We start from the raw sequence: 13,284 nt of genomic DNA, 5'->3' as shown, positions 1-13,284 counted from the left end.
GCTGGCTGAATGCAGCCATCGCCGCAACCGGGACAGCCATGGTGCAAGCAATCCGATCTGCCCGCGGGTATTTGTCGAAGACCGCGCAACTGACGCAATGGCTGCGCCGCAGCCCTGACAGCGACAGCGCCGCGCCGCTGACCGCCTTCATGGCGCCGGCCCTGGATGCCGCGCTGGCGCCCCAGCGCGAACAGCAGCAGACCTACCCGCCCGAGCCGCACCCGATCCAGCGCTACCGCGCCATCTGGCTGTCGGACATCCACCTGGGCACGCCCGGCTGCCAGGCCAACTACCTGCTGGACTTCCTCAAGCACAACGAGTCCGACCAGCTCTACCTGGTCGGCGACATCATCGACGGCTGGCAGCTGCGCCGCGGCTGGTACTGGCCGCAAAGCCACAACGACGTGGTGCAGAAGCTGCTGCGCAAGGCGCGCAAGGGCACTGAAGTGATCTACGTTCCCGGCAACCACGACGAGGCCGCGCGCCAGTTCGACGGGATGGCCTTTGGCGACATCACCGTGCGCGAAGAAGCCGTGCACGTCACCGCCACCGGGCGCCGGCTGTGGGTGGTGCACGGCGACCTGTTCGACGGCGTGGTGCAGCACGCGCGCTGGCTGGCCTACCTCGGCGATTCGCTGTACACGGTGATCCTGGCGCTGAACCGCCACTTCAACCGGCTGCGCGCGCGCCTGGGCTTCCCCTACTGGTCGCTGTCGCAGTTCCTCAAGCACCAGGTCAAGAACGCGGTCAACTACATCGGCGCGTTCGAGAGCGCGATGGTCGATGAAGCGCGCCGCCGCGGCTGCGACGGCGTGGTCTGCGGCCATATCCACAAGGCCGAGATCCGCGAGGTCAACGGCCAGCTCTACTGCAACGACGGCGACTGGGTCGAAAGCCTGTCGGCACTGGTCGAGACCATGGAAGGCGAGCTGAAGATCGTCTACTGGACCACGCTGCTGGACGCGCCGGCCCCGGCCACGCGCCGCCGTCGCCGCGCCGCCGTGGCGGGCTGATCCCGGCCTGCCACCGTTTGCCCCAACCGCATTGCCCTTCCACCGCGCCCGAGGAGGCTGCATGAAGATCCTGATCGTCACCGATGCCTGGGAACCGCAGGTCAACGGCGTGGTGCGCACGCTCAAGTCCACGCGCCGCGAACTCGAGGCCATGGGCCACACGGTCGACATGATCACGCCGCTGGAATTCCGCACCGTGCCGTGCCCGACCTACCCCGAGATCCGCCTGTCGCTGTTCCCGGCGGCGCGCGTGCAGCGCCGCATCGAGGCCTTCGCTCCGGATGCCCTGCATATCGCCACCGAAGGGCCGCTGGGCCTGGCCGCGCGGCGCCACGCGCTCCGCCGCCGGCTGCCCTTCACCACGGCCTATCACACGCGCTTTCCGGAATACGTGCAGGCACGCTTCGGCATCCCGCTGGCGTGGACGTACCGCTTCCTGCGCTGGTTCCACGGCCCGGCCCAGGCGGTGATGGCGCCCACCCCGGTGGTGCTTGACGACCTGCGGCACTATGGCATCACCAACGCCGTGCTGTGGACGCGCGGCGTGGACCTGGACGTGTTCACGCTGCAGCGCCCCAACGTGCTCAACACCGCCCACCCGATCTTCCTGTACGTGGGCCGCGTGGCGGTGGAAAAGAACGTCGAGGCCTTCCTGGCGCTGGACCTGCCCGGCTCCAAGTGGGTGGTCGGCGACGGCCCGGCGCTGCCGGCGCTGCGCGCGCGCTATCCGGGCGCCAACTACCTGGGCGTGCTGAGCCAGCCCGAGCTGGCCCGGGTGTATGCTTCGGCTGATGTGTTCGTGTTCCCGAGCCGCACCGACACCTTCGGGCTGGTGCTGCTGGAAGCGCTGGCCAGCGGGCTGCCCGTGGCCGCCTATCCGGTCACCGGCCCGATCGATGTGCTGGGCGACAGCCCCGCCGGCGCGATGCACGAAGACCTGCGCGAAGCCTGCCTGGAAGCGCTGCGCATCGACCGCGCCACGGCCCGTGCCCACGCCGAGCGGTTCTCGTGGCGCGCCGCCTCCGAGCAGTTCCTGGCCCATCTTCGGCCGTTCGCTGCCGGCAAGCCAGGCCGCGACCAACCCGCCCCGCAAAACCATGTCCAAACCCCATCCGGAACTGCCGTCCGACCCGCCTCTGCAGAGGCCGCCGCAGGCAATCCAGAGCGCTGACTATTCGATCGAGCAGAACCCCCACAAGGGCAACCGCGGCCTGACGCGCGCCTGGCATGCGGCCATCAATTCGCTGTCGGGGCTGCGCTATGCGGTGCTCGAGGAAAGCGCGTTCCGCCAGGAGCTGACGCTGGTGGTGATCCTGGCGCCGTGGGCATTCCTGCTGCCGGTGGACGTGGTCGAGCGCATCCTGCTGCTGGGCACGCTGCTGGTGGTGCTGATCGTCGAGTTGCTCAATTCCAGCGTCGAGGCGGCGATCGACCGCATTTCGCTGGAGCGGCACAGCCTGTCCAAGCGCGCCAAGGATTTCGGCAGCGCCGCGGTAATGCTGGCGCTGGTGCTGTGCGGCGGCACCTGGGTCGCCATCGCCGGGCCGCACGTGGTGCGCTGGGTGCGGGCGCTGGCGGGCTGATCCGTCACTCGCCGGGGATGCCGGATGGGGTGGCCGGGCCGATTGCTTATAATCGCTAGCCTGCCCCCCGATTTACCGATCGCACCGATCGCCCGGACGCCCATGGAACCGAAACCGCAAACCGGCCCCCGCCGCACCAGGGACCGCATCCTCGACGTCTCGCTGCGCCTGTTCAACGAAGTCGGCGAACCCAACGTCACCACCACGACGATTGCGGAAGCCATGGAGATCAGCCCCGGCAATCTCTACTACCACTTCCGCAACAAGGACGACATCATCAACTCCATCTTCGTGCGCTTCGAGCAGGAGATGGAGCGGCGCCTGAAGATGCCGGACGACCACAAGGCCACGCTGAACGAAAGCTGGGGCTACCTGCAGTACATGTCCGAGTTCCTGTGGAACTACCGCTTCCTGTACCGCGACATCAACGACCTGCTGGCGCGCAACCGGATGCTGGAGACCAACTTCAAGCGCATCGTCGAGCAGAAGAAGCGCTTTGCGCACGAGATCTGCCGCCAGTTCATCGACGACGGCGAAATGGAAGCCACGCCCGAGCAGGTCGAGGCCATCTGCACCAACATGGTGGTGATCGCCACCTACTGGCTGTCGTTCCAGTTCGTGCAGCATCCGCGCCAGTACAATGACCCCGAGCAGATCCGCGGCTACCTGCACGGATCGAGCTACCACATCTTCTCGATCCTGGCGCCCTACCTGCGCGGCCGGGCCCGGGACGCATTCGACCAGCTGGCGCGCGACTACGCGGCAGCCAAGGCCGCAGCCGACGCGGCAAAGGAAGCAAAGTGAAATCGGTCTGCGTGTATTGCGGCTCCAGCCCCGGCAACCGTCCTGAATACGCCGAAGGCGCGCGCCTGCTCGGCCGCACCCTGGCCGAAAGCGGCCTGGCGCTGGTGTACGGCGGCGGCAAGGTGGGCCTGATGGGCATCGTCGCCGACGCCGTGATGGAACATGGCGGCAACGCCATCGGCATCATCCCCGACGCGCTGATGCAGAAGGAAGTCGGCCACCGCGGCCTGACCGAGCTGCACGTGGTGCGCAACATGCACGAGCGCAAGCAGATGATGGCGGATCGTGCCGACGCCTTTATCGCCATGCCGGGCGGCGTGGGTACCTTCGAAGAACTGTTCGAGACCTTCACCTGGCTGCAGCTGGGCTACCACGACAAGCCGGTGGGCCTGCTGAATGTCGGCGGGTTCTACGACGGCCTGCTGGGTTTCCTTGCGCACGCGGTGCAGGAAGGCTTCATGAAGCAGGTGCATGCCGACCTGCTGCATGTGGCAGACACGCCCGCCGGCCTGCTGGGCCAGCTGGCGGCCGCGCCGCGCGTGCGCGTCGACAAGTGGCAACAGGCGCGCGACAAGACCTGAGCGCGCCCCTGCTGCCGGCCTGGTTCAGAACGACGAGCCCGGCTGCCGCAGGAACGCCAGTTCCTGCTCGGTGCTCTGCCTGCCCAACACCGCATTGCGGTGCGGGAAGCGGCCGAAGCGCGCGATGATCGCGCGGTGCTTCCCGGCCCACTCCACCACATCCACCACCCCGCCGCTGGCCTCGCGCAGCTGCGTCATCAGGCGCACCGCCTCGTCCTGGTCCTCCAGCGCCTCGGAATGCTCGAACGGCATGTAGCAGAACATGCGGTGGTAGTCCGTCGGCAGCTTGCGGTCCATGCCGGTGGCGACGATGCGCCTGGCCAGTGCCAGCGCCAGCGCATCGCTGCCGAAGCTGCGCGGATCGTTGCGGAACATGTTGCGCGGGAACTGGTCCAGCAGCACCACGCGCGCGCAGGCGCCCTCTGGCGTGACCGACCAGTCGTCCGGTGCCCCGTCGCAGGCGACCTGCCAGTCGGACAGGAAGTTGGTGCGGATCTGCGCATCGAAGGCGTCCGACTTGGTGAACCATTGCGGGCGCTCGGTATTCCAGGCGGCCGACCCGGGCTGGCCGAACCAGAAATCGAGCAGACGCAGGGCGTCTTCAGGCAGTTGGTCTGTCATGGGCTGGGAAACCTTTCGGTTGAAAGAAGGGAGCAGCGGCGCCTCAGCGCGCCACGTTGCGCATCCAGTCGGCGGTCTGGAAGAAGGCCTGCATCAGGCGCAACTGCAGGTCTTCGGACAGGCCGATGTCCTGCATTGCCAGCGCCATGCAGCGCATCCACTGGTCGCGCTCGCTCACGCCGATCTGGAACGGCATATGGCGCGCGCGCAGGCGCGGATGGCCGAAGCGCTCGATAAAGTGGTTGGGGCCGCCCAGCCAGCCGCACAGGAACCAGAACAGCTTGTCGCGCGAGCCCTCCAGCGAGGGCGGGTGCAGCGCACGCAGTCCGGCGAACTGGGTCTCCAGGTCCATCAGGTCGTAGAAGCGGTCGACCAGCTCGCGCACGCGCGCTTCGCCGCCCACCAGTTCAAATGCGGTCACCTCGGCCGTGCCGGGCTTGTCGTTGGATTCAGTACTCATCACACACTCAGTCTGCGCAGGCTGCCTCAGGCATCACGCAAGGTCGCCAGCGCGGGCTGGCGCAGCACTTCGCGCAGGCCCAGCCAGCCGCCGGCAAAAGCGCACAGCATGCCAGAAACCACGCCCACCGGCACGATCCAGGCATTGAAGCGGTACGGGAAATCGAAGACGAACTGCGACAGGCCCCAGCCCACCGCGATCGCGCCAAGGCTGGCCAGGAATCCGGCCAGGCCGCCCACCACCAGGAACTCGGCGTACTGGGTCTGGCGCACCAGCGCGGCCGAGGCGCCCAGCGCCTTGAGCAGGCCGGCGTCGCGCATGCGCTCGTCGCGCGCGCCGGACAGCGCCGCGTACAGCACGGTGACGCCCGCGGCCAGCGTAAATACAAAGAGGAACTCCACCGCCGCGATCACCTGGTCCAGGATGTCCTGGATCTGGCGCAGGATCAGGTCGGTATTGACCACGGTGATGTTGGGGAAGGCCGCGATCAGCCGGTTGCCCAGCGCCGTGCTGGCGGGCGGCAGGTGGAACGACGTGATGTAGGTCTCGGGCAGCCCCTGCATCGCCTGCGGCGGCAGGATCACGAAGAAATTGACGCGCATCGAGCCCCAGTCCAGCTTGCGCAGCGAGGTCACGCGGGCCTGCACCGCCTGGCCGGCCACGTCAAAGCGCAGCGTGTCGCCCAGCCGGATGCCCAGCGTCTTGGCGATGCCCTCTTCCACCGAGGCGCCGGCGTCCGGGCCGTTGGACCAGCGCCCGGCAATCACGCGGTTGCCTTCGGGCAGCGCATCGGTATAGGACAGGTTGAATTCGCGCTCGACCAGGTTGCGCGCGCGCCCGTCCTCGAAGCTGTCGCCGCGGATGGCGCGCTCGCCGATATGGGTCAGGCGCCCGCGCACCATCGGGTAGAGCAGGTCGTTGATGCCGGCGCCGGCCAGCATCTGGCGCAGCGGCTCGCGCTGGTCCGGCTGGATATTGATGATGAAGCGGTTGGGCGCGTCGGCCGGCGTGGCCTGGCGCCAGGAATCGACCAGGTCGTTGCGGGTCATGCCGAGCAGCAGCAGCGCCATCAGCCCCACCGCCAGCGCCACGGTCTGCAGCACCGTGACCGCGCGGCGGCGTTCCAGCACCGCCAGCGCAAAGCGCCAGCCCATCGCCGCGCGCCCGCGCAGGCGCCCCCGCAGCAGGCGCGACAGCAGCGTCAGCAGCGCCAGCGCCAGCACCGCGAAGACCACGCCCGCGGCGACAAAGCCGCCCGCCGTGGTCAGCCCCAGCCGCAGGTCGCGCGCCGCCACCAGCAGCAGCGCGACAAAGGCGCCCAGGCCCAGCGCATAGGCCACCCAGGCCGACACCGGCGGCAGCCCGATATCGCGGCGCAGCACCCGCAGCGGCGCCACCCGTGTCAGCGCCAGCAGCGGCGGCAGCGCGAACCCGGCCAGCAGCACCAGCCCGGCCAGCACGCCCACCAGTGCCGGCAGCAGCGACGGCTGCGGCAGCGACACCCGCAGCAGCCCGCCCAGCGACAGCAGCAGGCCATAGTGCGCCAGGTACCCGAGCAGCACCCCGGCGAGCGCGCCCGCGGCCCCAACCAGCAGGAACTCCAGGCCGAAGGCGCGCAGGATCTGCCCGCGCGACAGCCCCAGGCACTTGTAGACCGCGCAGGCATCGGTGTGGCGCTGCATATAGCGGCGCGCCGACATGGCGATGGCCACCGCGGCGATCATCGACGACAGCACCGCCACCAGCGACAGGAAGCGCTCGGCGCGGTCCAGCGTGGCACGCATCTGCGGCTGGCCCGACTCCAGCGACTCGACCCGCGTATTGCGCAGCTTGCGGCGTCCGATCTCGTCCTGCGCCCATTTCTGGAAGGCAGCGCCCGCGGCGTCGGGGCCGGCCACCAGCAGCCGGTAGGTCACGCGGCTGCCCCAGCCGATCAGCCCGGTGCTGTCCAGGTCCGACAGCGGCATCAGCACGCGCGGCGCGAAGTTCATGAAGCCGGTGCCGCGATCAAGCTCCTGCGTGATGATGCGTTCGATGCGGAAGCTGCGGCTGCCCAGTTGCAGGGTGTCGCCCACGGCAACCCCCAGGGCGCCCAGCAGCGCCTCGTCGACCCATACCGTGCCCGGCGCCGGAATGCCTTCGGCGGGCGCATCCGGCGCCCCCGCCGCACTGGCTACCTTGAGCTTGCCCCGCAGCGGATAGCCGTCGGTCACCGCCTTGAGCGCGGCCAGCTGGCTGGGCGCGTCGCCGCCGGCCGGCGCCTTGCCGTTGGCAGTAGCCATGCTCGGGAAGGTGACGGTCTGGGCCACGGCCAGCCCCGCCGCTTGCGCACGCTGCGCGAAGGCGGCATCGAAAGGCTGGTCAGCCACCAGCAGTACGTCGGACGCGATCATCTGGCGTGCGTCGCGCTCCAGCCCCAGCCGCATGCGGTCGGCCATGAAGCCCACGCTGGTCAGCGCAGCCACGGCAAGCACCAGCGCAAACAGCAGCAGGTAGAGCTCGCCGGCCAGCCAGTCGCGCCGGGCCATGCGCAGCGCCTGGTGCCAGGCGGAGAAGCGGCCGCCATGCGCGGGACGCGTGCCGGCGGGGTTGGCGGCCGTGGCCGGGGCTTCGATGGCGGACTCGGGAGGCATCGGTTGGTTGGTTCTTGGTTTCTGGCGGCGGCGCGCCTCGGGTCAGTCGAAAAAAAAGCGGAAATGGCCGGGAAGCTAGCGAGGTGTGCCAGGCCGCTCAGACCTGCCGCGCAGGCTCGCATGCAGCCGGCGCACGCCGCGCCACAATTTCGGCAGCAGCCACACCGACACCAGCAGGAAGACCACCAGCAAGACCAGGAACACCACCGGCAGGAAAAACGCCAGCAGCAGGCTGCCGGTCGCGGTCAGGTCTTCAGTGAATGAGGCCGTCCAATTGGAGAACGGTTCCGGCGACACATTGATCAGCGCGCGCGTGCCCGCCTTGACCGCATGCGCGGTGCCGGCCAGCGTGCCGCCGATCAGCCCTGCCGCCACTATCCACTGCGGATCCAGCTGGCCGAAGGCGGCGGCGGCCAGGATCGCGCCGGCGGGGATCCGGATAAAGGTATGGATGCCGTCCCAGACGGTATCGAACGCGGGCACCTTGTCGGCGACGAATTCGGCCACGGCCAGCACGGCGGCCACGCCGATGACCCACCAGGATTCCAGCGGCTGCAGCCCGGGCGGCAGGTCCAGCCATCCCAGGCGCGCCAGCACGCCGGCGGCCAGCACCGCAAGGTAGAGGCGAAAGCCGCTGGCCCAGGACATGCCCGCGGCCAGCGCGGCGGTTTCCAGCATGGCGCTCCTTGCAAGGGTCTGGCGCAAGCCGATGCAAACCGCGGTGCGCCTGGCAGGGAGTGTAATACGGACCGGGCCGCGCAGCCGCGCGCCCGTCGGCGTCATGCCGCCTGGCTGGCCCTCAGTTGTCTTCCTTGCCGCCCGGCCCGAACCACGGCAACGCCTCCTGCGGCGTCAGGATACCGGCCGGCTCGGCCATGGTGTAGCCGGGCAGCGCCTCGATGCGCCGGGCAAAGGCCGGATCAGCCAGCAGGGCCAGCAGCGCTGCCATCCAGCCGGCGGTCTGGTCGTTCTTGCGCAGCGCCAGGTAGTAGGCCTCGCGCGTCAGCGGCACAAAGGCGAGCCCGTGGGCCTCGGCATTCATGCGCAGCCCGAAGCCCACCTGCGCGCGGCCGCCGTGCACGGCCTCGGCCACCTTCTCGTTGCTGAACTCGGTCTCGTCGTAGCCGGCGATCTGGTCGGGGTACAGGCCCTGCGCGGCCAGCAGCTGGTCGAACAGCATGCGCGTGCCCGAACTGCGCTGCCGGTTGACGAAGCGTGCCTGGGTGCGCGCCAGGTCGCGCAGGTCATGCACCTCGCGCGCCACCTCCGGCGCCAGGATCAGGCCCTGCTCGCGCCAGGCCAGCCGCAGCAGCCGCACCGCGGCCGGCCGCAGCCACTTGCGCAGCGTCACATGCGCGACCGAGCCCGCGGTCTGCACCGGCGAGACATAGAAGCCGGCCAGTTCCGACTGCCGCTCCTGCAGGCAGATCAGCCCCTCCACGCTGCCGCAGAACACCGTGTCGAGCTGCAGCGAGGTTCCTGCCTCGCCCAGCGCGGCGGCCAGCACCTCCACCGCCGGGTCATGGCTGCCGGTGAAATGCACCTGCGACTGCGGCTGCTGGGCATCGTCCAGCTCGGCAACGAAGTCGGCCATGGCCTTCTGCACCACCGGGTCGACCGATTCGCGCAGGCGCAGCTCGGCGCGCAGCAGGCGTTCGCCAAAGCGGGTCAGCGAGGCACCGCGGCCGCGCTCCATATCGAGCACGCTGCGCCCGAGCATTTCCTCCCAGGCCCGCATCACGCCCCAGGCATGGCGGTACGACAAGCCGATCTCGCGCGCGGCGCGGTGCAGCGAGCCGGTCTCGCGCACGGCCTTGAGCAGTTGGAAGACCTTGCCGTTGGCGCGCGGATTGTCGTCGGGCGCGATCACGGGGAACAGGTCAAAGCGGAAGGTCATATGTCATCCGCAGCATATTTACTTGTCGATCTCGGCTGGACCACAATGAATACCCCATTCTTATGTTCTTTTGCCGCATTCTCCATGAGATCGAAAGGCAAAAGCAATTATGTCTGAAAAAACATAATACCAAGGAGCCACCGCATGTCGCCTCGCCTTGCCCAACGCCTGCGCCGCCCAGCGCGCCATCTCGTTGCGATTGCCTGCGCAGGCCTGCTGTCGGCGGCCCATGGCGGGGAACTGAAGCTGGCCACCACCACCAGCACCGAGAACTCGGGCCTGCTGAAATACCTGCTGCCGCGCTTCGAGCAAAAGGCAGGCGTCACCGTCAAGGTGATCGCGGTCGGCTCGGGCAAGGCCATGAAGATGGGCGAGATGGGCGACGTCGACGTGCTGCTGGTGCATGCGCGCAAGATGGAAGACGCCTTTGTCGCGGCCGGCTACGGCGTGAACCGCCGCGACGTGATGTACAACGACTTCATCGTGGTCGGCCCGGCCAGCGACCCGGCAGGCGTCAAGGGCGGCAAGGACGTGCTGGCGGGGTTCCGCAAGCTCGCCGGCAGCGGCAGCAAGTTCATCTCGCGCGGCGACAACTCCGGCACCGACGTGATGGAGAAGGACTACTGGAAGCAGCTCGGCATCGAGCCCAAGGGCCAGCCGTGGTACGTCAACGCCGGCCTGGGCATGGGCGAGGTGCTGACGATGGCCGCGCAGATGCCGGCCTATACGCTGTCGGACCGCGCCACCTACGGCGCCTATCGCGCCAAGACCGGCCTGGCCATCGCCATCGAAGGCGATCCGAAGATGTTCAACCCGTACGGCATCATCGCGGTCAACCCCGCCAGGCATGCGGGTATCAACCACACGGATGCGATCAAGCTGGTGGAGTGGATCACGTCAAAGGAAGGACAGGACGCGATTGCCGGGTACCAGGTGGAAGGCGAGCAGCTGTTCTTCCCGAGCTACAAGGCAAAGTAAGCTCCTCGCCTGCTGCCCCGGCCCGCTCAGCCGGCCTCTGCCTCCAGCCGCGGCAACTGCGGCAGGTCCGCCGCCACCTCGGCGATCATGCGCCGGATCCACATCACATCCGGCGCCGCGTGGCAGCGCTCGTGCCACAGCTGGTAGAAGCGCATGCGCGGGAACGACACCGGCGAGGGCACCATGCGGATCGGCAGGTACTGCGCGTAGTGCGCGGCAAACTGGCGGCCGGTGGTAAAGACCATATCCGTCTTCATCAGCACATACGGCACCAGGCCGAAATACGGCAGCGTGACCTGGATGTTGCGCTTGTAGCCCTGCTCGGCCAGCGCCTGGTCGATCATGCTGCGCTGCATCGACGCATACGGCGCCGGGGCCAGGTGCGGCATCTCCAGGTAGTGCTTGAGCGTCAGCCCCTTGCGCGCCAGCGGATGCTGGGCGCCCAGCATGCACACCACCTCGTCGTCGAACAGCGGCGAGATATGCAGGTGCTCCGGCGGCGACAGCCAGTTGCCGACCACGATATCGAGCTGCCCCTGCTCCAGGTCGTCCAGGAAGTCCGACGACGACGTCATCGGATGCACGAACAGCTTGGCGCCCGGCGCCAGCCGGCGCACGCGTTCGACGATATTGGGCAGGAAGAAGGCGTCCAGGTAGTCCGGCGCGCCCAGGTGGAAGGTGCGCGTGGTGGTAGCCGGGTCGAACTGCTGCGGCGGGCGCGCGATGCGGTCCATCGCCGCCAGGCTCTGCTCGGCCAGCGCCAGCAGTTCGCGGCCGCGCTCGGTCGGCACCATGCCGTTTTTGCCCCGCACCAAAATGGCATCGCCGGTGATCTCCCGCAGGCGCTTCAGGGTATTGCTGATGGCGGGCTGGGACTGGCCCAGGCGCACGGCCGTGCGGGTCACGCTCTGCTCGGTCAGCAGGGTGTGAAGCACCCGCAGCAAATATGTATCGAGATGGTCGCGTCCGTGCATGGCGATGGCGGCCCTCCGGCGGGGGCCAGATGGGTGGCGTGGGGGATGGGAACGGCGCATAGTGTATGACAGGCGCCCCGCAAACGGTCAAATCACCTCCTCCAGGGGGGGGCGCCTTGCGGTGCGGCGGGGCACCAATCGGGCCGCCCGCTGATGGGGCATATCACCTGGGCCGAATATTGCATGAAAGGCCAGGGTGCTATGTTTCCGCCATCACCAAGAGAGAGAAGACCATGGAGACGCAAACCATCCGCTTTTTCCACCGCGGCCAGGTCAAGGAAGTATCCGACGCCCCCATCACCCGCACCGTGCTGCAGTACCTGCGTGAAGACGCGCGCTGCACCGGCACCAAGGAAGGCTGCGCCGAAGGCGACTGCGGCGCCTGCACCGTCGTGGTCGGCGAGCTGCAAGACGGCGGCGATGTCGAATTCAAGGCGGTCAACGCCTGCATCCAGTTCCTGCCCACGCTCGACGGCAAGGCCCTGATCACGGTCGAGGACCTGCGTCAGGCCGACGGCAACCTGCACCCGGTGCAGGAAGCCATGGTCGAGTGCCACGGCTCGCAGTGCGGCTTCTGCACTCCCGGCTTCGTGATGTCGCTGTGGGCGCTGTACCAGCAGCACACCCCGGGCGGCGAAGCGCCCTCGCGCCAGACCATCTGCGACGCGCTGACCGGCAACCTGTGCCGCTGCACCGGCTACCGCCCGATCATCGACGCCGGCGAGCGCATGATGGCCCTGCCCGCCCCGACGGCGGACAAGCTCAACCCGAAGCAGATCGCCGACACCCTGCGCAACCTCAAGCGCGGCGAGACCTTCCGCTACCGCGCCCAGGGCCAGGAGTTCTTTGCCCCGCGCAGCGCGGCCGAGTTCGGCGCGATCAAGGCGGCACAGCCCGATATCCGCATCCTGGCCGGCAGCACCGACGTGGGCCTGTGGGTCACCAAGCAGTTCCGCGAGCTGGGCAACCTGCTCTACGTGGGCCAGGTGGAAGACCTGAGCCACATTGAGGAACGCGACGGCATGGTCGAGATCGGCGCCGCCGTGACGCTGGAAAAGGCCTACGCCGCACTCAACGCCGCACACCCCGAGCTGGAAGAGATGTGGAAGCGCTTTGCCTCGCTGCCGATCCGCAATGCCGGCACGCTGGGCGGCAATATCGCCAACGGTTCGCCGATCGGCGACTCGATGCCGGCGCTGATCGCGCTGGGCACGGAAGTGGTGCTGCAGCATGGCGAGACGCGCCGCACGCTGCCGCTGGAAGACCTGTACCTGGCCTACCAGAAGACCGCGATGCAGCCGGGCGAATTCGTCGCCGCGCTGCGCGTGCCGGTGGCCGGCCCGCAGCACTTCCGCACCTACAAGCTGTCCAAACGCTTTGATGAGGATATTTCCGCCGTGTGTGCCGCATTCGGCATCACCGTGCAGGACGGCATCGTCACGCAGGCCCGCATCGCCTTCGGCGGCATGGCCGCCACGCCCAAGCGCGCCGCCGCCACCGAAGCGGCCCTGACCGGCCAGCCGTGGAATGAAGCCACCGCCCGCGCCGGCATGGCCGCGCTGGCGCAGGACTACACGCCGCTGTCCGACATGCGCGCGACCGCGTCGTACCGCAGCCGCGGTGCCGCCAACCTGCTGTACCGCTTCTGGCTGGAGACCCGCGCCGAAGCGCTGCCCGCGGCAGCCGTCAACGTCCGCGCCATCGGCGCCGGCGCCACTGAAACCGCCACGGCCTGAGCCA

The 13,284-nt window shown here is 68.6% G+C and carries 13 protein-coding genes; 7 read left to right on the top strand and 6 right to left on the bottom strand.

All coding sequences use genetic code 11. The annotated features are described in order from the left end of the window. Window positions 1-38: 38 nt before the first annotated feature. From AC3WLE_RS13295 to AC3WLE_RS13275, 5 genes are all read left to right on the top strand, one after another. Window positions 39-1,013, top strand: a complete 975-nt coding sequence (locus AC3WLE_RS13295; RefSeq protein WP_492320932.1) for a UDP-2,3-diacylglucosamine diphosphatase — start codon at window positions 39-41, stop codon at window positions 1,011-1,013. 61 nt (window positions 1,014-1,074) lie between these two features. After that, complete coding sequence (locus AC3WLE_RS13290) at window positions 1,075-2,184, top strand: glycosyltransferase family 4 protein (protein WP_492357431.1); 1,110 nt, start codon at window positions 1,075-1,077, stop codon at window positions 2,182-2,184. Continuing rightward, window positions 2,111-2,596 carry a diacylglycerol kinase gene (locus AC3WLE_RS13285; protein WP_492320934.1) on the top strand — a complete coding sequence of 162 codons (486 nt, stop codon included), beginning with the start codon at window positions 2,111-2,113 and terminating at the stop codon, window positions 2,594-2,596. Before AC3WLE_RS13290 ends, AC3WLE_RS13285 begins: the two co-directional genes overlap by 74 nt. Window positions 2,597-2,698: 102 nt before the next feature. Beyond that, window positions 2,699-3,400 (top strand): TetR/AcrR family transcriptional regulator, encoded by a 702-nt coding sequence (locus AC3WLE_RS13280; RefSeq protein ID WP_492320935.1) that lies wholly within the window; start codon window positions 2,699-2,701, stop codon window positions 3,398-3,400. Continuing rightward, entirely contained in the window at window positions 3,397-3,981 is a 585-nt protein-coding gene (locus AC3WLE_RS13275; RefSeq protein WP_492320936.1) for an LOG family protein, read from the top strand. Before AC3WLE_RS13280 ends, AC3WLE_RS13275 begins: the two co-directional genes overlap by 4 nt. A 24-nt stretch (window positions 3,982-4,005) precedes the next feature. On the opposite strand, the gene AC3WLE_RS13270 is transcribed toward AC3WLE_RS13275, so the two are convergent. The 5 genes from AC3WLE_RS13270 to AC3WLE_RS13250 all read right to left on the bottom strand — a co-directional run bounded on the left by AC3WLE_RS13270 (window position 4,006) and on the right by AC3WLE_RS13250 (window position 9,592). Beyond that, complete coding sequence (locus tag AC3WLE_RS13270) at window positions 4,006-4,602, bottom strand: DUF924 family protein (RefSeq protein WP_492320937.1); 597 nt, start codon at window positions 4,600-4,602, stop codon at window positions 4,006-4,008. Between the two features lie 43 nt (window positions 4,603-4,645). Beyond that, window positions 4,646-5,062 (bottom strand): group II truncated hemoglobin, encoded by a 417-nt coding sequence (locus tag AC3WLE_RS13265; protein ID WP_492357430.1) that lies wholly within the window; start codon window positions 5,060-5,062, stop codon window positions 4,646-4,648. Between the two features lie 26 nt (window positions 5,063-5,088). Next, window positions 5,089-7,695 carry an ABC transporter permease gene (locus AC3WLE_RS13260; RefSeq protein WP_492353089.1) on the bottom strand — a complete coding sequence of 869 codons (2,607 nt, stop codon included), beginning with the start codon at window positions 7,693-7,695 and terminating at the stop codon, window positions 5,089-5,091. A 75-nt stretch (window positions 7,696-7,770) separates the two neighbouring features. Next, a complete protein-coding gene (locus tag AC3WLE_RS13255; RefSeq protein ID WP_492353088.1) occupies window positions 7,771-8,373 on the bottom strand; it encodes a DUF4126 domain-containing protein in 603 nt (200 codons plus the stop codon). 121 nt (window positions 8,374-8,494) lie between these two features. After that, entirely contained in the window at window positions 8,495-9,592 is a 1,098-nt protein-coding gene (locus AC3WLE_RS13250) for a substrate-binding domain-containing protein (RefSeq protein ID WP_492353087.1), read from the bottom strand. Between the two features lie 144 nt (window positions 9,593-9,736). Between AC3WLE_RS13250 and AC3WLE_RS13245 the strand changes: the two genes are divergently transcribed. Further along, the gene (locus tag AC3WLE_RS13245) at window positions 9,737-10,570 is read left to right on the top strand and encodes an ABC transporter substrate-binding protein (RefSeq protein WP_492353086.1); all 834 of its coding nucleotides are present in this window, start codon (window positions 9,737-9,739) and stop codon (window positions 10,568-10,570) included. Window positions 10,571-10,596: 26 nt separating this feature from the next. On the opposite strand, the gene AC3WLE_RS13240 is transcribed toward AC3WLE_RS13245, so the two are convergent. Next, complete coding sequence (locus tag AC3WLE_RS13240) at window positions 10,597-11,544, bottom strand: LysR substrate-binding domain-containing protein (RefSeq protein WP_010809162.1); 948 nt, start codon at window positions 11,542-11,544, stop codon at window positions 10,597-10,599. 233 nt (window positions 11,545-11,777) lie between these two features. Between AC3WLE_RS13240 and xdhA the strand changes: the two genes are divergently transcribed. After that, window positions 11,778-13,280, top strand: a complete 1,503-nt coding sequence (gene xdhA / locus AC3WLE_RS13235; RefSeq protein ID WP_492320942.1) for a xanthine dehydrogenase small subunit — start codon at window positions 11,778-11,780, stop codon at window positions 13,278-13,280. Window positions 13,281-13,284: the final 4 nt, after the last annotated feature.

Source organism: Cupriavidus sp. FW306-1B-F12B, assembly GCF_058781795.1.
This window is presented reverse-complemented; position numbering and strand designations above follow the sequence as displayed.

Bases quoted from the DNA above. Each gene is read 5' to 3' on its own strand.
- AC3WLE_RS13295 (WP_492320932.1), top strand. From the start codon at position 39: ATGGTGCAAGCAATCCGATCTGCCCGCGGGTATTTGTCGAAGACCGCG.
- AC3WLE_RS13290 (WP_492357431.1), top strand. From the start codon at position 1,075: ATGAAGATCCTGATCGTCACCGATGCCTGGGAACCGCAGGTCAACGGC.
- AC3WLE_RS13285 (WP_492320934.1), top strand. From the start codon at position 2,111: ATGTCCAAACCCCATCCGGAACTGCCGTCCGACCCGCCTCTGCAGAGG.
- AC3WLE_RS13280 (WP_492320935.1), top strand. From the start codon at position 2,699: ATGGAACCGAAACCGCAAACCGGCCCCCGCCGCACCAGGGACCGCATC.
- AC3WLE_RS13270 (WP_492320937.1), bottom strand. From the start codon at position 4,602: ATGACAGACCAACTGCCTGAAGACGCCCTGCGTCTGCTCGATTTCTGG.
- AC3WLE_RS13265 (WP_492357430.1), bottom strand. From the start codon at position 5,062: ATGAGTACTGAATCCAACGACAAGCCCGGCACGGCCGAGGTGACCGCA.
- AC3WLE_RS13260 (WP_492353089.1), bottom strand. From the start codon at position 7,695: ATGCCTCCCGAGTCCGCCATCGAAGCCCCGGCCACGGCCGCCAACCCC.
- AC3WLE_RS13255 (WP_492353088.1), bottom strand. From the start codon at position 8,373: ATGCTGGAAACCGCCGCGCTGGCCGCGGGCATGTCCTGGGCCAGCGGC.
- AC3WLE_RS13250 (WP_492353087.1), bottom strand. From the start codon at position 9,592: ATGACCTTCCGCTTTGACCTGTTCCCCGTGATCGCGCCCGACGACAAT.
- AC3WLE_RS13245 (WP_492353086.1), top strand. From the start codon at position 9,737: ATGTCGCCTCGCCTTGCCCAACGCCTGCGCCGCCCAGCGCGCCATCTC.
- AC3WLE_RS13240 (WP_010809162.1), bottom strand. From the start codon at position 11,544: ATGCACGGACGCGACCATCTCGATACATATTTGCTGCGGGTGCTTCAC.
- xdhA (WP_492320942.1), top strand. From the start codon at position 11,778: ATGGAGACGCAAACCATCCGCTTTTTCCACCGCGGCCAGGTCAAGGAA.